This window comes from Sphingomonas suaedae (assembly GCF_007833215.1).
GTDB lineage: Bacteria > Pseudomonadota > Alphaproteobacteria > Sphingomonadales > Sphingomonadaceae > Sphingomonas > Sphingomonas suaedae.
In genome coordinates this window covers 2,217,804-2,237,711 of the sequence record NZ_CP042239.1, presented here as the reverse complement: position 1 = coordinate 2,237,711, position 19,908 = coordinate 2,217,804, and the positions used below count along the sequence as shown (strand labels likewise).

The window sequence follows — 19,908 nt, the reverse complement described above, 5'->3', positions numbered from 1 at the left end:
TGGCGATCACGCGAGCGCGGGCTGGGCGGTCAGTTGCTTGAGATAGTCGGCGATCGCCGCGTCCTGGCAGTTCGGGTAGAACAATTCGGCGAACTTCTCGCCCGCCACCGCCGCGCGCAGCAGGTCCTGATCGACAGTCTTCAGCACCGTCAGCATGTCGTGGCAGGTCGCGGCCTTGAGGTCCGCCAGGATGCCGCGATTCTTGCGCATGATCTCGGCGCGTTCCTTGGGGTAGCCAAGTCCGCGCTCGCCGTCGAACAGCTTGCGGTACACGTCCTGCAGGTTGAGCTCGGCCGCCCAGCCAAAGCCCTTGGCATAGGGCATCGAGATGGCGTTGCCGTCGTTGATCTGACCGAACAGGAACGCGTCGGTCGGGTCGATGACCAGGCCGCAGAACACGCCCGGCATCGCGTTGCAGGCGAGCATCGATCCCATGCCGGTGCCGCAACCGGTGACGACGAAATCGGCCGCCTTGGAATTGAGCAGGATGCCGGTGAGCAGGCCGTTCATCACATAGGTCAGCGAGGCGCTGTCCTCGGCCGAATACATGCCATAGTTGAACACCTGGTGGCCCAGCGGCTCTGCAACGGTAGTGAGCGCATCGTGGATGATGCCGTTCTTGGCGGCCTGGCTGTTCTCGGTAATCAGCGCGATCTTCATGGCTTCAAATCCTCTCTGGGGGGACCCGCGGGCAGGCGACTCCGGCCGGGTTGCGCCTCATTCTAGGCGAAAATGATGATGATTTGCAGGTAACCGGTGTCAGGTAAAAGTTCAAGAGCGGTTGCCGCGCTGCGATGGCTGAATCAGGCCGTCCCGACTTCCAGGGCACCCGGATCGAGCTTGTACGCCTTGCGCACCAGCGTGGAGGTGAGGTCGGTGGCGAGTTCGGCGGCTTCCCAATCCTGCATCCGCCCCTCGGCGACGAGGCGGGCGAGGAAGGCGCAATCGACGCGGCGGGCGACATCGTGGCGCGCCGGGATCGACAGAAAGGCACGGGTGTCGTCGTTGAACCCGACCGTATTGTAGAAGCCGGCGGTCTCGGTCGTCATTTCGCGGAACCGGCGCATTCCCTCCGGACTGTCGTGGAACCACCAGGCGGGGCCGAGGCGCAGGCAGGGATAATGGCCGGCGAGCGGCGCCAGTTCACGCGCATAGGTCGATTCGTCGAGCGTGAAGAGGATGATCGTCAGGTCGCGCTCATTGCCGACCACATCAAGCATGGGCTTGAGCGCGCCGACATAATCGGTGCGCATCGGAATGTCCGCGCCCTTGTCGCGGCCATGACTGTGGAACAGCGCGGCATTGTGGTTGCGACACGATCCGGGATGGATCTGCATCGTCATCCCGTCCTCGACGCTCATCTTCGCCATTTCGGTGAGCATCTGCGCGCGGAACAGCTCGGCATCGGCGGGGGTCCAGTTCCCGCCGACGATCCGGCCGAACAGCGCTTCGCACTGCGCGGTTGAGAGATTGGCGGTCTGCGCGGTCGCAAAGCCATGGTCGGTCGCGGTTGCCCCCGCCGCGCGGAAATCTGCGCGCCGCTTGCGATGCGCGGCGAGATAGCCGGACCAGCTATGGACGTCCTCTCCGGTCAGGTCGGCGAATGCCTGCATCGCACCCGCGAACGCCTCATGCTCGACATCGATCACCGAATCGGGACGATAGGTGGTGACGACGCGCCCCTTCCAACCGGACTCGCGGATCGCCGCATGATGAACGAGCGGATCGTCGGCGCCTTCGGTGGTGGCGAGGAAATCGATGCGGAACCGGTCGAACAGCGCGCGCGGGCGACAGGCCGGGGTGGCAAGCGCATCGGTGATCGTGTCGTAATAATGGTCCGCACTATCGGCGCTCAACAGCCGGTCGATCCCGAACACTTCGGCAAACACATGGTCCAGCCACATGCGCGACGGCGTACCGCGGAACAGATGATAGTTGGACGCAAACACCCGCCACGCGCTGCGCGGGTCGGTCGCCGGGACGCCGTCCTTGCGCGGCACACGTAGCGCGTCGAGGTCGATGCCCTGACTGTAGAGCATCCGGAAGACATAGTGATCGGGCGCGAGCAGCAACTCGGTTGCATTCTCCCACGCCGCGTTGGACGCGAACCACGCCGGGTCGGTATGTCCATGCGGGCTGACGATCGGCAGTCCGGCGACCTGCGCATAAAGCGCACGCGCCAATCCCCGCGTACCGGGATCGGCAGGAAACAACCGGTCGGGATCGAGTGCCAGCGGGTGCACGGGGCTTCCTCTCACATATTTGCCAACCCGGTAACCGGTGTCAGATCATTTTTCAACCAACCGCTCCCTTGGATCGCGCGTTGCGACCCGCAAGGAGCGCGTCGGGATCGTTATCACAATTCCGCTCTCGGGCGGGAGCGCTACTCCGCCGGGGTGGAAACCGACGCGCGGCGGATCAGCGTCGAGACGAACAGCGATTCGGCGCTTTCTTCATCCTCTCCGTCACCGATCAACTTCAATGCCGCCGCGCGCGCCATCGTCGCGATCGGCCAGCGCACGGTGGTGAGCGGGGGCCAGAGGTAGGAGGCGATGGTGGTATCGTCGAAGCCGACGATCGAAAGGTCGCGCGGCACATCGAGTCCGCGCTGGCGGGCGGTGTGCAGCACCCCTGCGGCCATCGCGTCATTGGAGCAGAAGACCGCAGTGGGGCGCGGCGACAGGTCGAGCAGGCGTTCGGCCGCGCGCATCCCCGATTCGAACGTATAGTCGCCTTGCGCGATCAACGTCCGCTGGATCGGGATGTCCGCATCCTCCAGCGCCGCCTCATAGCCCTGGCTGCGCTCGAACGCCGAACGAAAGCCGTGCGGGCCGAGGACCAGGCCGATGCGGCGATGCCCCATCTCGACCAGATGACCGACCGCGCCGCGCACCACCTCGCGGTCGTTGGACGCGACCATATGTTCGGGCTCGTCGAACGCGGCCGATCCCATGCGGACATAGCGGGTGCCGATTTCGGTGCAGAGCGCGGCGAGCGAGTCATTCTCGCTGATCGGCGGCAGCAGCATGACGCCATAGGGCCGCTGGCGTTCGAGGAAGCGGCGGATATCGTCGAGCATCGTCGGCGATCCGCGATCGACGGGGTGGACGATCAGTTCGAACTCGGTATCGCGCAGCACCTCCAGCAATCCCTGCTGGACGTTCAATACCATATGCGGGTTCGGATTGTCGTGGATCAGCCCGATCAGGAAATTGCGGCGCAGTGCCAGCGCGCGCGCTTGGGGATTGGGGACATAGCCGATTTCCGCGATCACCTTCTCGACGCGCTCGCGGGTTTCCTCATTGAGGAGGGGGGAGCGGTTGATGACGCGGCTGACCGTCTTCTTGGATACGCCCGCCAGCCGCGCGACATCGTTGATCGTCGCCTGCGCCGATTTCTTCATATACAAGTGCATAGCGTGCAACCGACCCCTAGCCAATCGCGGTCGCATCAACTAGTGACACCGGTAGTTGTATGATGAATCCTGCCGCTCTCCAAATCCACCCCGGCGATAGCGTGGCGACTGCGTTGCGCGATCTTGCTGCTGGCGAAACCGTGCTCGGCGTCACCCTGCTGGACGCCGTGCCGCGCGCCCACAAGCTGGCGATTCGGGCCCATATGGCGGGCGATCCGGTGGTGAAATACGGCTTTCCGATCGGTCGGGCGACCGCCGAGATCGCGCCGGGCGCGCATGTCCATGTCCACAATGTCGCCACCGCACTGGCGGGCGAGGCGGCCTATGACAGCGGCGCTGCGATGGCCGCGCGCGCTGTTGCCCCCTCGCCGTTGCGCTGGCGCGGCTATCCACGTGCCGATGGCCGGGCGGGGACCCGCAACGAGATCTGGGTGCTGCCCACCGTCGGCTGTGTCGGGCGCACCGCGCAAAAGATCGCGGCGAAATCGGCGTCCTCGCTGCCTCCGGGAATCGACGGGGTCCATGCCTTCGCCCACCCGTTCGGCTGCTCGCAACTGGGTGGCGATCTCGATGGTACGCGCGCGATCCTGTCGGCGCTGGCGCAGCATCCGAATGCCGGCGGCGTATTGCTCGTCGGGCTTGGCTGCGAGTCGAACCAGCTATCGGCGCTGCTGGAGACATTGCCTGCCGACGCGCGGGCGCGGGTGCGAACGGTGGGGGCGCAGGCAGCGTCGGACGAGATTGCCGAGGGTGTCGCGGCGGTGCTGGAACTGGCGGAGATCGCGGCCGCGGTGAAGCGCGAGGAGATCGGTCTGGACCGGCTGGTGCTGGGGGTGAAGTGCGGCGGATCGGACGGACTGTCGGGACTGACCGCGAACCCGCTGGTCGGACGGATGGCCGATGCGGTGACCGGCGCGGGGGGTAGCGCGATCCTGACCGAAATTCCCGAAATCTTCGGCGCCGAACACTTGCTGATGGCGCGCGCGGCGGATGCCGACATATTCGATGCGGTCGGCGTGCTGGTCAATCGCTTCAAACGCTATTTCCTCGACCATGGCGAGCCGGTGTCGGAGAATCCGTCGCCGGGAAACATCGCGGGCGGCATCACCACGCTGGAGGAGAAGAGCCTGGGCGCGGTGCAAAAGGGCGGGCAGGCGGTGGTCACCGATGTGATCGACTATGGCGCTCGAGTGCGGCGGCGGGGACTCACTCTGCTGGAGGCGCCTGGCAACGACGCCGTCTCGTCGACCGCGCTGTCGGCGGCGGGGGCGGGGGTGATCCTGTTCACCACCGGCCGCGGTACGCCGCTCGGCTTCCCCGCGCCGACGATCAAGATCGCGTCGAACAGCGACCTTGCCGCGCGCAAGCCGGGCTGGATCGACTTTGACGCGGGGATGGTGCTGGAGGCGGGGATGGACTCCGCGGCCGACGCGCTGCTCGACCGGATCCTTGCCATCGCATCGGGTGAACCGACCGCAGCCGAGCGTAACGACGAACGCGAGATCGCGATCTGGAAACGGGGGGTGACGCTTTGAAGAGATTGTCGCGCGAGACGCTGGCGCATCTGCCAGACAATGTGGCGCTTCCCGCCTATGACCCCGGCCTGATCTCGCGCGGGGTGCTGCATTTCGGCCCGGGCGCATTCCACCGCGCGCATCAGGCCAGCTATTTCGACGCGCTGCTGGCGCGCGATCCACGCTGGGGCATCACCGCCGTGTCCCTCCGTTCGGCGGGAACGGTCGAGGCGCTGGCGGCGCAGGACGGATACTATACGCTGGCGGTGCTCGACCGCGAGCCCTCGCTGCGGGTGATTGGTGCGCAGCGTGCGGGAATCGGCCCGGGTGGCGGTGCGACGCTGGCCCAGCTGCTGGGAGACCCGCAGGTGCGCCTCGTCACTTCGACCGTGACCGAGAAGGGCTATTGCCTCGCGGGCGACGGCACGCTCGACATGAACCATCCTGATATCGTCGCCGACCGAAAGGGCGGCGAACCACGCAGTTTCGTCGGCTGGCTGGTGCAGGGGCTGGCCGCGCGGCGCTGGGGCGACGTGCCCCCGTTCATGGTGCTGTGCTGCGACAATCTTTCGGGAAATGGCGGCAAGCTGCGCGCCGCGACGATTGCGTTGGCGCGCGAGCGCGATCCCGATCTGGCGAAGTGGATCGCCGATCGGGTGCGCTTTCCCGATACGATGGTCGATTCGATCACGCCCGCGAGCGATCACGCCTTTCTCGCGCAGGTCGCCGAGCAATTGGGCGTGGAGGACAAGGCGGCGGTGCAGCGTGAGGCGTTCACCCAATGGGTGATCGGCGCGCGCGATCTGGGCAATGGCCCCGACCTCGCCTCCGTGGGCGCGATCCTGACCGACGATGTCGGGGGCTATGAACGCGCCAAGCTGCGCATTCTCAACGGGCTGCATTCCAGCCTCGCCTATCTCGGCCTGGCGCTGGGTCTCGAAACCGTCGCCGATGCGATGGCGCAGCGCGACCTGGCGGGCTTTGCCGAACGGCTGGCGCATCAGGATATCGTGCCGGTGCTCGATCCCGTCGCCGGGCTCGATCACGGCGCCTATGTCCGGGCGGTGTTGACGCGTTTCCGCAATCCGGCGATCCGGCATCTGCTGTCGCAGATCGCCTGGGACGGGTCGCAGAAGCTGCCCTATCGGCTGCTCGATACGGTCGCGGCGGCGAAGCAGGCGGGGCGGCCGGTCGAGCGGCTGGCGATCCCGGTCGCCGCCTGGATGGTCTTCATCGCCCGCCGTTCCGATTCGGGGGAGGCGATTACCGATCCGCTGGCCGGTCCGCTGGCCGATGCGGCGCGCGGGGCGACGCCCGCACAGCTGGTCGAGCGCCTGTTCGCGTTTGACGCGATTTTCCGCCCCGAACTTTCGCATGACGCCGCGTTTCGGGGCGCCGTGACCCATGCGGTGGAGCGGATTCTCGCCAACGACATCCCAAATCTGCTCAAAGCGTAACCGGTGTCTTGTCATTGACACCGGTTTCCATTAGCGGTGTCGTCGACAAGATGAGCGAGGGGTGGATGAACGACCTGGACGTCATTGCGAAGGCATTTGTCTCCGCTCGCCGCGATGCGCGCGGTCTGTCCGAATATCCCGGCGCCGCGCCGACCTCCCTTGCCGACGCCTATGGCATCCAGGACCGGGCGATCGCGCTCGCAGGGGGCGAGGTGGCGGGGTGGAAGGTCGGACGGATCAACCCGCCGCTCGACGCTCAGCTCGGCACCAACCGCCTGGCCGGACCGATTTTCGTCGATCATGTCCATGACGGGATCGATACGGTCCCGTCCATGCCGATATTCGGCGAAGGCTTTGGCGCTGCGGAGGCTGAATTCCTGCTCCGCATTGGCGCCGCGCCGGATCCCGCAAAGTTGAACTACACGCTGGACGAAGCCGCCGCGCTGATCGACGCGGTTCATGTCGGGCTGGAAATCGCCAGTTCGCCCTTTCCCGGCATCAACAGCCACGGGCCGCTCGTCACCATTTCCGATTTCGGCAACAATCACGGGCTGGTGGTCGGCGAAGCGATTGCCGACTGGCGCGACCTTGGCTTTATCGACTGGCCGGTGACGCTGACGATCGACGGAGTCCAGGCGGGAGCGGCGACCGCGCGCACCATGCTGGACGGCCCGATCGGCGCTGCCCGCTTCCTGTTCGAGGCGATGGCTGCACGCGGCATCGCGCTGCGCCCGGGCCAGTGGATTTCCTCGGGCGCCGTCACCGGCGTCCATGAAGTATCGCCAAACGCCAATGTTACTGCCAGTTTCGGCACCATGCGGGTGAGCTGCACGATCGAGGCCGCCAGACCCGCCGGATAGGGAGAGAATGGATGAACGCGACGCAGGCCGATCGCGGCGGCGACCCGCCCCGCACGGCGCCCGTGGCCAGAACGGGCCGCTTTCGCTGGATGATCGTCGCGGTTCTCTTCTTCGCGACCACGGTCAATTATATCGACCGCACGATGCTCGGCCTGCTCGCGCCCGACCTGGGCAAGGAGATGGGCTGGAGCGAGAATGACTATGGCAACATCGTCACCGCATTCCAGTTCGCCTACGCGCTGGGCTTCCTGCTCATGGGCTGGCTGGTCGACCGGTTCGGACCCAAGATCGGCTATGGCATCGCCATCACGGTCTGGACGATCGGCCATGTGATGCACGGTTTTGCCAGCTCGGTCGCGGCCTTCATGGCGGCGCGCATCGTGCTGGGCGTGGGCGAGGCGGGGCATTTCCCCTCGGTCGTCCGGGCGAGCAGCGAGTGGTTCCCGCAAAAGGAGCGGGCCTATGCGATCGGCTGGGTCAATTCGGCGACGACGATCGGCGTGATCCTGACCGCGCCGACCTTGTGGTTGTTCATGGTGTTCCTCGGCTTCGACTGGCGCGAGACGTTCATCTATTCGGGCCTGTTCGGCCTGGTGCTGCTCGTTCTGTGGCTCAAATTCTACAGCAACCCGCGCGAAAGCGGGAAGGTGAGCGAGGGTGAGCTTGCCTGGATCGAGCATGACCCGCCCGAGCAGGTGGAGAAGATCGGCTGGAGCCGCGTCATTCGCCTGCGTGAGGCATGGGCGTTCGCGGTCGCCAAGTTCCTGACCGATCCGGTCTGGTTCCTGATGCTGTTCTGGCTGCCCAAATATTTCGCCAGCACCTATGACGTCGATCTCAAACTCGTGCTGCTGCCGATGATCGCGATGTACCTGCTCTCCGACGTCGGCAGCATCGCCGGCGGCTGGCTGTCCTCGCGGCTGATCCATGGCGGCTGGACGCCCAATGCCGCGCGCAAGGTGACGATGATCATCGCGGGCTGCTGTGTCGTGCCGCTGCTGTTCGTCACCAATATCGACAATATGTGGGTCGCGGTGTGCGTGATCGGCGTCGCGCTGGCCGGGCATCAGGCCTTTTCGACGAACTTGTTGTCGCTGCCGCCGGACATGTTCCCCAAGCGCGCGGTGGGATCGGTGATCGGCCTGGGCGGCTTTGCGGGCGGCGTCGGCGGCATGATCATGGCCAAGTCCACCGGCCTGGTGCTCGACGCGACCGATGGCAATTACACGCTGATCTTCGCGGCGTGCACCGTCGTCTATTTCCTCGCGGTCGGGGCGATCCACCTGCTCTCGCCACGGCTTGCCCGCGTTTCGGTATAGGGTTTTCAGCTTGCGCCGAAACGGCACCGGGCCGCTCCCCACCCGGCCATCCAACTTCACCATCCTATGGGTGGCCGGGTGGGGGAGCGGGCCGGTGCCGCACACTATGAGATAACTCGGTCCGGCGACAGTTTCTGTCCCGGGCCGTCGCTTTTGCGCAATGAAGTTTAGGTTGCATTGCATCCCCCGTCCGAACCCGTCATTTACTGTCCTATGACGGCAACACTCAAACTCGACGCTTTCCTGCCCTATCGGCTCTCGGTCGCCTCGAACCGCGTGTCCGGCACCATCGCGGGCGCCTATCATGCGCGCTTCGGGTTGCGCATTCCCGAATGGCGGTTGGTAACGGTGCTCGCCGAATTCGGATCGATGAGCCAGCAGGCGCTGTGTGGCCGGACCCAGATGGACAAGGTGACCGTCAGTCGGGCCGCGATCTCGCTGCACGAGCGGGGCCTTGTCACGCGCACACCGAATCCCGACGACCAGCGCTCGCATTTGCTCGATCTCAGCCCCGAAGGCTGGGCGCTCTACCGCCAGATCGCCCCTCAGGCGCTGGAGTTCGAGCGGCGCATCTTCGCCAGCCTGTCCGACGCGGAACAGGAGCAGCTTCGCAAGATGCTCGAACGGGTCGAAGCGGCGGCGGCGGCGATTTCGCCCGGATTCTGATCCCGGACTTGATCAGGAGCGGCATCCTCGCCTAATCGGTCCATTCCCTCCCCAGGGCAGTTGCAGTTGCTAGCCAGGAGGATTCCATGACCGCCACCCAGACCCGCGCCGGTCTCGCCGTCGCCGCGCCGCTCGTGCGGTTCGTGGAGGAACAGGTGCTGCCCCCGCTGGGCATCGCCGCCGACGACTGGTGGTCGGGCGCGGCCGAGATTTTCGCGCGCTTTGCCCCACATAATCGTGACTTACTGGCGCGGCGCGAGGCGCTTCAGGCACAAATCGATACCTGGTGCGCGGGGGGGGCGGCGCGCGCCGCCGATCCCGCGGCGCAGGAGGCGTTCCTGCGTGAGATCGGCTATCTCGTGCCCGAACCCGGCGATTTCACCATCGGTACCGCCAATGTCGATGCCGAGATCGCGACGATGGCCGGGCCGCAGCTCGTCGTGCCCGCGCTCAATGCCCGCTTCGTGCTGAACGCTGCCAATGCGCGCTGGGGCAGCCTCTACGACGCCTTTTACGGCACCGATGCGCTGCCCGGTTCGGCCAAGCCCGGCGGCTACGATGCGCAGCGCGGCGCGCAGGTGATTGCAGCGGCCAAGGCGTTCCTCGACGACGCGGTGCCGCTGACCGGCATGTCTTGGGCCGACTTCGCGGGCGGCGACCTTCCGCTCGCCGATCCGGGCCAGTTCGTCGGATCGCGCGGCGAGACGATGCTGTTCCAGCACAACGGCCTGCATATCGAGATCGTGGTCGACCGCACCCATCCGATCGGCGCATCCGACCCCGCAGGGATCGCCGACGTGATCCTCGAAAGCGCGCTCACCACCATCGTCGATCTCGAGGATTCGATCGCGGCGGTCGATGCCGACGACAAGGTCGCGGCCTATGCCAACTGGCTCGGCCTGATGCGCGGCGACCTGACCGAGAGCTTCGACAAGGGCGGCAAGCGCCTGACCCGGGCGCTGGCGGACGACCGCGTCTATCGGCGTCCCCATGCCAGCGACCTGACGCTGCCCGGTCGCAGCCTGCTCTTCGTGCGCAATGTCGGCCATCTGATGACCACCCCCGCGATCCAGATCGAAGGGGAGGAGGCGCCCGAGGGTATCCTTGACGCGATCGTCACCAGCACCATCGCGCTGCACGACCTCAAGGGCCTCGGCAAACACCGCAACAGCCGCACGGGCAGCATCTATATCGTCAAGCCCAAGATGCACGGCCCCGAGGATTGCGGCTTCACCAACGATCTGTTCGACGCGGTCGAGGATCTGCTCGGCCTGCCCCGCCACACGATCAAAGTGGGCGTGATGGACGAGGAGCGGCGGACCAGCGCCAACCTTGCCGCCTGTATCCATGCGGTGCGTGACCGTATCGCCTTCATCAACACCGGCTTTCTCGACCGTACCGGGGACGAGATTCACACATCGATGCGCGCCGGGCCGATGATCCCCAAGGCGGAGATGAAGGCATCGCGCTGGATCGCGGCCTATGAGGACCGCAATGTCCGCATCGGTCTCAAGCATGGCCTGTCGGGCAGGGCGCAGATCGGCAAGGGCATGTGGGCCGCGCCCGACCGGATGGCCGATATGATGGACCAGAAGATCGGCCATCCGCTGAGCGGCGCCAACACCGCCTGGGTGCCGTCGCCCACAGCCGCGACGCTGCACGCGATGCACTATCACAAGGTCGATGTGTTCGCGCGCCAGCAGCAGATTGCGGCCGAAGCGGTGCCGGGCCTCGACGGCCTGCTGACGATCCCCCTTGCCCAGGGGCGCAACTGGACGCCGGAAGAGGTCGCGCGCGAGCTGGACAATAATGCGCAGGGCATTCTCGGCTATGTCGTGCGCTGGATCGACCAGGGTGTCGGCTGTTCCAAAGTGCCCGACATCCACGATATCGGCCTGATGGAGGACCGCGCGACGCTGCGCATCAGCTCGCAGCATATGGCCAACTGGCTGCTCCACGGCGTCGCGACCGCTGCGGATATCGACGCGGCCTTTGCGCGCATGGCCGCCAAGGTCGATGCGCAGAATGCGGGCGATCCGCTCTACCGCGCGATGGCGGACAATCCCGACAGCCTCGCGCTACAGGCGGCGCGCGCGCTGGTGTTTGAGGGGGTGAGCCAGCCCAGCGGTTACACCGAACCGTTGCTCCACGCGTATCGCGCACGCGCAAAGGCCCGGCACTAACGATCCGCACACCATGTTGAACCTTCCGCCCGCTGGCACGTTGCGCTAGCGGTCGGGGTACGTGCCGTGTGTAAATGGCGCGATCCCATTGGGAGTTCAGGGGTATTTCGGGCGTGAGGCTGTTCATTCTGCTGCTGGCAAGCAGCGCGCTAATCCCCGGAGCCGCTTTCGCACAGATCGATGGCAGCGCGGGCAAGCCCGGACAGGGCGCGCCCGCCGACGCACCGGAAACGCCGGAGGTTGAGGGCGCCCCCGGTGACGAGGCGCAGGATGAGAAGCCGATCGTCACCGACGCCGAGTTTTCCGAAGCGCTGCCGCAGTTGTCCGACGACATGGATGCACCGCTGGAGGAAATGGCGCCGCCTGCCGAGCCTGTTGCGCCGGTGGAGCCGATCGAGGATGCGCCGCCCTTCGATGCGACGGGGGAGGAGGCTGAGATCGCCGCACCCCTGACGCCGCTTGCCGAATTCGACACCACCCCGATCGCCGAACCCGTCGCCGCCAATGACGGGGCGGCGGTCGAAATCCGCTATGCCACCCGCGTCACCGGGCTGGACGAGATCGGGCTGGAGGATCGCTTCAACGACCTCTCTGCGCTGGAGGATGGCGACGGCGTCGCCGCCAACGCCGCGATCATCGGCGCGCGGGCGCGCGAGGATGAAGGGCTGGCGGTGCGGCTGATGAAGTCGCTCGGCTATTATGACGCGACCGCCATCTCGACGATCGACCAGACCCCGGATGGCGAGCGACCGGTGACCGCGACAGTCGCGGCGGTGCCGGGACCGCTCTACACATTGGGCGCGATCCGGATCAAGGCGGATCCCACGGTGCCGCCCAGCCTGATCGCGGACAATTTCAAGCTCAAGTCCGGCGAGCCGATCGACGCGATCCGCGTCCAGGCGGCCGAGGCGGCGATCAGCGTCGCGCTCCCGCAAAATGGCTATCCCTTCGCCGAAGTCGGCCAGCGCGACATATTGCTCGACGAGACGACGCGCACCGGCGACTACACGTTGCCCGTCGCGATCGGGCCGCGCGCGCGTTTCGGCGGTATCCGGACCGAGGGCGACGCCGTGTTCGCCCCCGATCATATCGAAGTGCTGACCCGTTTCGACCGCACCGACCTGTACGACAGCCGCAAGGTCGATGACCTGCGTGACGCGCTGATCGCGACCAGCCTGTTCTCCACCGTGTCGGTCGAGCCGGTAAAGACCGGGGAGGTGGGCGCGGATGGCACCGAAGCCGTCGATCTGCTGGTCCGCCAGACCAAGGGGCCGGCCCGGACGCTCGCCGCCGAAGCCGGATACAGCACCGGCCAGGGGCTGCGCGCCGAACTCAGCTGGACGCACCGCAACCTGTTCCCGCCCGAAGGCGCGCTGATCCTGACGGGCATCGCAGGCACGCAGGAACAGGGCGCATCGGCGACGTTCCGCCGCTCCAATGCCGGACAGCGCGACCGCACCTTCCAGATCGTCGCCTCGGCGCTGCGTTCGGACGTGGAGGCGTTCACCGGTCTCACCGGCACGCTCGCTGCGCGCGTCTCCTATGATTCCACCCCGATCTGGCAGAAGAAGCTGACCTATGCCTATGGGGTCGAGCTGGTGGGGACCAGCGAGGACCGGTTCGACCTGACCAAGGGCGTGCGCGAGCGCGGCACCTATTTCATCGCCGCGCTGCCGCTGTTCGCTGGATGGGACCAGTCGGACGATCTGCTCAACCCGACGCGCGGCTGGCGCGTAAAGCTCAACCTCAGTCCCGAAACTTCGGTGCGCGGCGCCGTCCGCCCCTATGGGCGCGCGATGGTCGAGGGGACGGCCTATTATCCCGTGACCGACAGCATCGTCATCGCCGGGCGCGCGCGGTTTGGCACGATTCAGGGGATCGATCGCAACGACCTCGCCCCCTCGCGGCGCTATTATGCGGGCGGCGGCGGGTCGGTACGCGGCTTTGGCTATCAGGAACTTGGCCCCCGCGCACCCGATGGCAAGCCGATCGGCGGGCGCAGCTTCAACGAATTCGCGATCGAGGCGCGCTACCGGTTCGGCAATTTCGGGATTGTCCCGTTCATCGATGCGGGTCAGGTCTATGAGGAATCGATGCCGCAACTGAGCAATATCCGTTTTGGTGCGGGCATCGGTGGACGCTTCTACACCAATTTCGGCCCGATGCGGCTCGACATCGCCACGCCGATCGCGCGCAAGCCGGGCGAGTCCCGGATCGCGCTTTATATCTCGATCGGGCAGGCATTTTGATGGCCGAGGATACGCCCCCGCCCGCGGCACCCGAAACCGCGCCTGACGGCGCCGATCGGCGGATGTGGCAGCGCGCCGCCAAATGGACGGGGATCGGACTGGCGAGCGTTGCCGCGCTGCTGCTCGCAATCGTCGCGCTGCTCGATACCGGGGTCGGCCACCGCTTCGTCGCCGATCGGCTGGCGGGCTTCACCACGGCTTCGGGCCTCAACGTGCGCGTCGGGCGGATCGAAGGGTCGATCTATGGCGCGATGGTGCTGCGCGACGTGCGGGTCAGCGATCCCAAGGGCGTGTTCGCGACCTCGCCGCGCATCGCGCTCGACTGGCGGCCCTTTGCCTTTCTCAACAATCATGTCGATATCCGTTCGGCCACCAGCCCATTGGTCCGCGTCGCGCGCCTGCCCGAACTCAAACCCGGTGATCCCAATGCGCCGATGCTGCCCGACATCGATATCGATGTCGGGCGCCTCGCGATCGACCGGCTGGTGCTCGACGCCCCGGTCGCGGGCCAGCGTCATATCGCAACGCTCGCGGGCGAGGTCGCGATCGCGGATCAACGCGCCCGCGTGATCGTCAACGGGCAGACGCTGGGCAGTACCGGCGGCGACCGGCTCGCGCTGGTGCTCGACGCGGTGCCCGATCAGGACAAGCTCGATCTGCGCGCGGACCTCAATGCGCCGGTCGGTGGCCTCGTTGCTGGTCTCGCCAAACTCAAGGCGCCGCTCGCGCTGCGTATCAACGGCAGTGGAAGCTGGAGCAACTGGCGCGGCCGCGCGGTCGGCACGCTGGGCCAGGGCCAGCTCGCCAATCTCCGCCTTGCCGCACGCAACGGGGCGTTTCAGGTGCGCGGCATCGCCCGACCGAACCTGTATCTGGAGGGGCCGGCCGCCCGGCTGACGGGCCCAATGATGCAGGTCGCGCTCGACGCCACGCTCGACCAGCGCCGCGCGGACACAAGGCTGCGGCTGCGCTCGCAGGCGATGGCCCTCGCCACCACCGGCACGATCGACCTGGGCCAGAGTCGCTTCGATCAATTCCGGGTGGAGGCGATGCTGCTCACCCCTGGCGCGATCGCCCCCAACCTCAACGGCCGCTCCGTGATCGGTGCGGTCGCGCTCAACGGCCCCTTCGCCACCCCGACGGTCGACTATAAGCTGCAAGCCGCCGCGCTGGGCTTTGGCGAGACGGTGGTCGAACGACTCTATGCCGAGGGGCTGGCGACGGTGAGTGCCGACCGCATCCTGATCCCGCTCAAGGCAAAGGCGGCGCGCGTTTCCGGGCTCAACGCGGCGGCGGGCGGTTTGCTCACCAACGTCACGATCAACGGCGACCTCGCCGTCACCGGCGACCAGATCCTTTCGGAGAATCTGCGCATTCGATCTGACCGCATCGACGCCACAGCGATTGTCGCGGCCGATATGAGCACCGGCCGCTACACCGCCGGTCTCAAGGGCCGGGTCAACGATTACACGGTCGACGGCATCGGCATCGTCAATGTCGAGACCGACGCCGATCTCTATGCCGCGGCGCAGGGCGGCTGGGGGATACGCGGCCGCATCGTCGGGCGCAGCACCCGGCTGTTCAGCGACGGGGTGCGCAATTTCCTGGGCGGCAACGCCATCGCCCGCGTCTCGCTCGATTTCGGACCCGACGGCATCCTCCGCTTCAGCGACCTCAAGGTCGCGGCGCCCAAGTTCCGCGTGATTCGTGGCTCGGGCCGCTACGACCCCGCCGGGCCGCTCGCGCTCACCGCCGATGCCTGGTCCAACGCCTATGGTCCGATCTTCGCGCGCGTTTCGGGCAGCATGTCCCGGCCCATCGTCAATCTGCGCGCGCCGCGCCCCGGGCTCGGCGTCGGCCTTGCCGATCTTGAGGCGCGCATTCGCGGCGACGGCGCCGCCTATGCGGTGGATGCAAAGGGCGACACCAGCTACGGACCGTTCACCGCCGACGTCCTGGTCCGCACCGGCCAGCGGCTCGCGGTCGATGTCCGCAGCGCGCGCTTCGCCGGCACCGATATCCGGGGGTCTCTCGTCCAGACCGCTGCCGGGCCGTTCGACGGCGACCTGACCTTCGCCGGATCGGGTCTGGACGGCACCGTCGACCTGTCCGCCACCGGCCAATATCAGCAGGCCGTGATCCGCGCGACCGCGCGCAACGCCGCCATTCCCGGCGACGCCGAACTGACGATCGGTCGCGCGATCATCAACGGCACCGCGATCCTGTATGACGATGCCCCCGCGATCACCGGCGAGGCGCAGATCGCAAACCTGCGCAGCGGCACCTTCACCCTGGCCCGCGCCCGCGCCAGGATCGACTATCGCGGCGGCAAGGGCAGCGCCCAGGCGCTGGCCGAAGGGTCTTCCGGCGTCCCGTTCCGAATTGCCGCCAATGCGCAGTTCCAGCCCGATCTGTGGCGCGTCGCGCTCACCGGCCGCGCCAATAATATCGGCTTCAAAACGGCCGAACCCGCGCGCATCGCCATCGCCGGGTCGACCTACACCCTCGCCCCCGCGCGGATCGATTTCGACCGTGGCAGTATGCGCCTCGCAGGAAGCTGGGGCGACGGGATGAAGGTGCAGGCGCGCCTCGACAAGCTCGACCTCTCGATCGCCAACGCGGTGTCGCGCAGCGCCGGGCTGGGCGGCACCGTCACCGGTGCGCTCGATTTCAGCCAGGCCAGCGACGCCACCTTCCCCCAGGCGATCGCGCGGCTGAACGTCGCCAACTTCACCCGCTCCAGCCTCGGCGGCGTCTCCTCACCGGTCGATATCGCCTTTGTCGGTCGCCTGCTCCCCGATGGCGGCGACGCGCGCGCGCTCATCAAGCGCGGCGACACCACCATCGGGCGCATGGTGGCGACGCTTCAGCCGCTCGGCCCGGGCGCGGGAAGCTGGACCACCCGTCTGCTCGCCGCGCCGCTGTCGGGCGGCATCCGCTATAATGGCCCCTCGGCGGTGCTGTTCTCGATGGCGGGGTTCGCCGATCAGAGCCTGTCCGGCCCCGTCGCCGTTGCCGCGAATTTCTCCGGCCAGGTGCGCGCGCCGCAACTGACCGGCCAGCTGCGCGGCGAAAAACTGGTCTATGAGAACGAAACCTGGGGCACCCGCCTGTCGCAGATGACCGTCAACGGGCGGTTCGACAATGACTCGCTCGAAATCACCGAACTCGCCGCCGTGGCCGGGAACGGGCGCCTCTCCGGCGCGGGCACGGTCGGGCTTTCGGCCGAACAGGGCTTCCCCCTCGACTTGACAGTCCGCTTCCGTAACGCCCGCCTGGCCCGCAGCAATGCGCTGGGCGCCACCGCGACAGGACAGCTGCGCATCACCAACGACCGCGATGGCGGGCTGATTGCCGGGCGAATCATCATCCCCGAAGCGCGCTACCAGATCATCCGCCAGGGCGCGGCCGAGGTGCCCGAGCTCAGCGGCGTCTATCGCAAGAGCGAGCTGACCGACGACGGCAAGCGTCCGACGCGCGTCAAGCCCGCCGGCATTTTCCGCCTCGATGTCAGCGTCGTCGCCGACAACCGTCTGTTCGTCAGCGGCATGGGCCTCGAATCCGAATGGAGCGCACGGATGCAGGTCACCGGCACCTCCGCCGCGCCGATCGTCACCGGGGAGGCGCGCGTGGTGCGCGGCACGTACAGCTTTGCCAGCCGCCGGTTCGAATTGACCCGCGGCATCGTCAGCTTCGAGGGCGGGCCGCTCGCCGACCCGACGATCAACATCGCCGCCAGCACCACGGCAGAGGGCGTGACCGCGATCATCAACATCACCGGCACCGGCCAGATGCCGCGCATCGCCTTCACCTCCACCCCCACGCTGCCGCAGGACGAGGTGCTCGCGCGCCTGTTGTTCGGCAGCACCGTGACCGACCTGTCGGCGACCGAAGCGATCCAGCTCGCCGCCGCGCTCAACTCGCTGCGCGGATCGGGCGGCGGGCTCAACCCGCTCGGCCAGCTGCGGTCTGCGGCGGGCATCGACCGCCTGCGCATCCTGGGCGAAGACGATACCACCGGTCGTGGCATGGCGCTGGCGGCGGGCCAGTATCTCACCGATGACATCTATGTGGAGATCATCACCGATGCGCGCGGCTTCACGGCCGTGCAGCTGGAGATCGCGCTGACGCGTGCGTTGAGCCTCCTGTCGGCGACGGGGTCGTTCGGGGGTTCGCGGGCGGGGTTGAAATATTCGAAGGATTATTGAGGGCTGATCGGCCGAGCCGCCTGGCTGCTTTCAGCTGGTTTCCTCAAAGACCCTCATCTCGCTAGCGACCTGAGGTCGACCATCGGCCAATGCTCGCGTGCCAATCCTGGGATGTCGCCAACTGTCAGAATTGACGCCTTTCCGCTCGCTGCCGAAGAGCCTAACCAATTGCGATGCGGGTTCTCGCTCACATCGTCATCATGCTCTTCGCCGCACTCATCGTTGCCCCGCCAACCTGGGCGCAGGAAATCAAATTCGACGAAAATGACCCTGAAATTGCGCGCTCACTCGCAGCCTACCGGAACTCGACAGAGGAATGGGATGCGGGGGAGCTGTCCCGCGCGGGGGAGCTTGCGCGCGAGGCTCTCTCGATCAGGCGGGCAAAACTCGGCGATACCCATCGGCTGACAATACATGCACTGGAACGTGTCGCGTTGCTCGCGTCCGAGCAAAAACAATTCGGGGAGGCCATCGAGTTAATCGGCCAAGCAGTTGCGGCGCGCCGTGTCGATCCCGACCCGATTTACCTGGCCACTGCATATTTTTCCCAATACCGCATTCTCAGTAGCGCAGGCCAGGATGCAGAGGCCGAGACCGCATTGCGCCAGGCCATTGCTCTGGCAGCAATTCACGAACCCGAACACAACCGCGCGCGGCTGCTCGCGAATTGGGGTTACCATTTGGGCAAGTTGCTGTTCATGGCGCGTCGCGATGCCGAAGCACTGCCCTATTATGATGCGTATCTCGCGCTTGAAGATGATGGCAGCGACGCAGCAGCGAGGCGCCTGGCCTGGTCCATATTGAACCGCTCGATCATGATCTCGAAGTTCGGTCGACAGCGCGAGGCGATTGAATCTTTAGAGCGTCTGTTGCTTGCTATCGATCCCCGACTTGAGGAGAACAGCGAACTGCTGGACCGGGCCCGAGGGGCATTTGCAGCTGCCGCGATCGCGCTAGGTGAACCGGCCCGGGTTCGCGATCTTTATGAGCGAAATCTCGCAGAGGTTCGCGCCAGATCACCGGGCGGGGAAGAGGAAGCTGGAGCCCTCGAGTCGCTCGCGGGTGCGCTCGACATGATCGGTCTCGGCGAGCAGGCGCTCGAAAACTATATCGAAGCCATTGAGCTCAACCTTGCCATTACCGGTCGACGCCGGTTCATCGTCATAAATGAAGCGTCTAAACAAGCCCTAGGGCTCGGCTTGATCAATAAAGCCGAGGAACTTAGCCGCGTGGGCTTGAAGGCTGCCGAAGCCGCTCAGAATCCGCTCTTGATTGCGCGTGCATCGATAAGTCTTTCCGTGCTGCTCCGAAAACTGGGGCGCTATGGAGAGGCGTTGGCCTATACCAAACAGGCCAGCCGATTGCTTGAACAGCATCGGCTCGACGATCCCACGAGTGTTGCGAACATCGCCTTGCAGCGCGCGGATATCGCCCTCGAAACGGGCGAAGGGAACGCCGAACAGCACGCATTGATTGCCCTTGCCATCTGGCAGAAACTGGAGGGGGACTATTATCGGCCGAACACAGCCGTGACCCATCACCTCCTCGGCGAAGCTTATGCGCGTCAAAACCGGTTCAGAGAAGGCGTCGAACAGTTCGACCTTTGCGCAGAGACCTTCAATCGCACTGCCGAGAGCTTTCAGATCAACATTCTGACCTGTTTAAGCAAGGCGGCCGAAGCGACCGGAAACGCAGGTGACATCGAGGGAGCGAGAGCACGCTTTGCTGCTGTTGGCTCACTCTTCCCAACGTCATTGGGTCCGACGGATCCGATACGCATCACCGAAACCGCGCGCGCAGGACAATTCTTCCTTCGCGCTGGCGAACCGGAAACGGCCCGTAGGCTGCTCGCGGACGCCGGTCTTCGCGCAAATGAACTTACCGCGCGCAGCGCGGTAGATGCCAACGCGCAGCGCTTGGCGAGGAGCTACCGCAACATCTTCACAAAACTCGTCTCCGCCAACTGGCAACTGTCGCGGATGCGCGACTGAGCGCTGACCTCAATCGTTCACTAACCCCCGCCGTATTCGATCGCTC

At 66.2% G+C, this 19,908-nt stretch carries 12 protein-coding genes; 9 read left to right on the top strand and 3 right to left on the bottom strand.

Translation table 11 applies throughout. The features are described from left to right. Positions 1 to 6 precede the first annotated feature (6 nt). The 3 genes from FPZ54_RS10675 to FPZ54_RS10665 all read right to left on the bottom strand — a co-directional run bounded on the left by FPZ54_RS10675 (position 7) and on the right by FPZ54_RS10665 (position 3,403). A complete protein-coding gene (locus tag FPZ54_RS10675) occupies positions 7 to 660 on the bottom strand; it encodes an RpiB/LacA/LacB family sugar-phosphate isomerase (RefSeq protein WP_145847064.1) in 654 nt (217 codons plus the stop codon). A 143-nt stretch (positions 661 to 803) separates the two neighbouring features. Then, positions 804 to 2,243, bottom strand: a complete 1,440-nt coding sequence (gene uxaC / locus FPZ54_RS10670; protein ID WP_145847062.1) for a glucuronate isomerase — start codon at positions 2,241 to 2,243, stop codon at positions 804 to 806. A gap of 140 nt (positions 2,244 to 2,383) precedes the next feature. Then, positions 2,384 to 3,403, bottom strand: a complete 1,020-nt coding sequence (locus FPZ54_RS10665; protein WP_145847061.1) for a LacI family DNA-binding transcriptional regulator — start codon at positions 3,401 to 3,403, stop codon at positions 2,384 to 2,386. A gap of 74 nt (positions 3,404 to 3,477) precedes the next feature. Here FPZ54_RS10665 and FPZ54_RS10660 point away from each other — a divergent pair, with 74 nt between their 5' ends. The 9 genes from FPZ54_RS10660 to FPZ54_RS10620 all read left to right on the top strand — a co-directional run bounded on the left by FPZ54_RS10660 (position 3,478) and on the right by FPZ54_RS10620 (position 19,862). Continuing rightward, the gene (locus FPZ54_RS10660) at positions 3,478 to 4,950 is read left to right on the top strand and encodes a UxaA family hydrolase (RefSeq protein WP_145849724.1); all 1,473 of its coding nucleotides are present in this window, start codon (positions 3,478 to 3,480) and stop codon (positions 4,948 to 4,950) included. Then, positions 4,947 to 6,386 (top strand): mannitol dehydrogenase family protein, encoded by a 1,440-nt coding sequence (locus FPZ54_RS10655; RefSeq protein WP_145847059.1) that lies wholly within the window; start codon positions 4,947 to 4,949, stop codon positions 6,384 to 6,386. Before FPZ54_RS10660 ends, FPZ54_RS10655 begins: the two co-directional genes overlap by 4 nt. Before the next feature lie 65 nt (positions 6,387 to 6,451). Beyond that, the gene (locus FPZ54_RS10650; RefSeq protein WP_145849722.1) at positions 6,452 to 7,246 is read left to right on the top strand and encodes a 2-keto-4-pentenoate hydratase; all 795 of its coding nucleotides are present in this window, start codon (positions 6,452 to 6,454) and stop codon (positions 7,244 to 7,246) included. Positions 7,247 to 7,257: 11 nt separating this feature from the next. Continuing rightward, complete coding sequence (locus FPZ54_RS10645) at positions 7,258 to 8,565, top strand: MFS transporter (protein ID WP_145847057.1); 1,308 nt, start codon at positions 7,258 to 7,260, stop codon at positions 8,563 to 8,565. 213 nt (positions 8,566 to 8,778) lie between these two features. Further along, entirely contained in the window at positions 8,779 to 9,231 is a 453-nt protein-coding gene (locus tag FPZ54_RS10640; RefSeq protein ID WP_145847054.1) for a MarR family winged helix-turn-helix transcriptional regulator, read from the top strand. 86 nt (positions 9,232 to 9,317) lie between these two features. Further along, on the top strand, positions 9,318 to 11,414 hold the full coding sequence (locus FPZ54_RS10635; RefSeq protein ID WP_145847052.1) for a malate synthase G: 2,097 nt from the start codon (positions 9,318 to 9,320) through the stop codon (positions 11,412 to 11,414). Positions 11,415 to 11,488: 74 nt separating this feature from the next. Then, the gene (locus tag FPZ54_RS10630; RefSeq protein ID WP_145847050.1) at positions 11,489 to 13,663 is read left to right on the top strand and encodes an autotransporter assembly complex protein TamA; all 2,175 of its coding nucleotides are present in this window, start codon (positions 11,489 to 11,491) and stop codon (positions 13,661 to 13,663) included. Next, positions 13,663 to 17,871 carry a translocation/assembly module TamB domain-containing protein gene (locus FPZ54_RS10625; protein ID WP_145847048.1) on the top strand — a complete coding sequence of 1,403 codons (4,209 nt, stop codon included), beginning with the start codon at positions 13,663 to 13,665 and terminating at the stop codon, positions 17,869 to 17,871. Before FPZ54_RS10630 ends, FPZ54_RS10625 begins: the two co-directional genes overlap by 1 nt. 173 nt (positions 17,872 to 18,044) lie before the next feature. Next, positions 18,045 to 19,862: a hypothetical protein gene (locus tag FPZ54_RS10620; protein WP_145847046.1), complete on the top strand. Its 1,818-nt coding sequence runs from the start codon at positions 18,045 to 18,047 to the stop codon at positions 19,860 to 19,862. Positions 19,863 to 19,908: the final 46 nt, after the last annotated feature.

Coding starts and splice junctions, on each gene's coding strand:
- FPZ54_RS10650 (WP_145849722.1), top strand. CDS start 6,452: ATGAACGACCTGGACGTCATTGCGAAGGCATTTGTCTCCGCTCGCCGC.
- FPZ54_RS10675 (WP_145847064.1), bottom strand. CDS start 660: ATGAAGATCGCGCTGATTACCGAGAACAGCCAGGCCGCCAAGAACGGC.
- FPZ54_RS10660 (WP_145849724.1), top strand. CDS start 3,478: ATGAATCCTGCCGCTCTCCAAATCCACCCCGGCGATAGCGTGGCGACT.
- FPZ54_RS10625 (WP_145847048.1), top strand. CDS start 13,663: ATGGCCGAGGATACGCCCCCGCCCGCGGCACCCGAAACCGCGCCTGAC.
- FPZ54_RS10640 (WP_145847054.1), top strand. CDS start 8,779: ATGACGGCAACACTCAAACTCGACGCTTTCCTGCCCTATCGGCTCTCG.
- FPZ54_RS10665 (WP_145847061.1), bottom strand. CDS start 3,403: ATGAAGAAATCGGCGCAGGCGACGATCAACGATGTCGCGCGGCTGGCG.
- FPZ54_RS10645 (WP_145847057.1), top strand. CDS start 7,258: ATGAACGCGACGCAGGCCGATCGCGGCGGCGACCCGCCCCGCACGGCG.
- FPZ54_RS10630 (WP_145847050.1), top strand. CDS start 11,489: ATGGCGCGATCCCATTGGGAGTTCAGGGGTATTTCGGGCGTGAGGCTG.
- FPZ54_RS10620 (WP_145847046.1), top strand. CDS start 18,045: ATGCGGGTTCTCGCTCACATCGTCATCATGCTCTTCGCCGCACTCATC.
- FPZ54_RS10635 (WP_145847052.1), top strand. CDS start 9,318: ATGACCGCCACCCAGACCCGCGCCGGTCTCGCCGTCGCCGCGCCGCTC.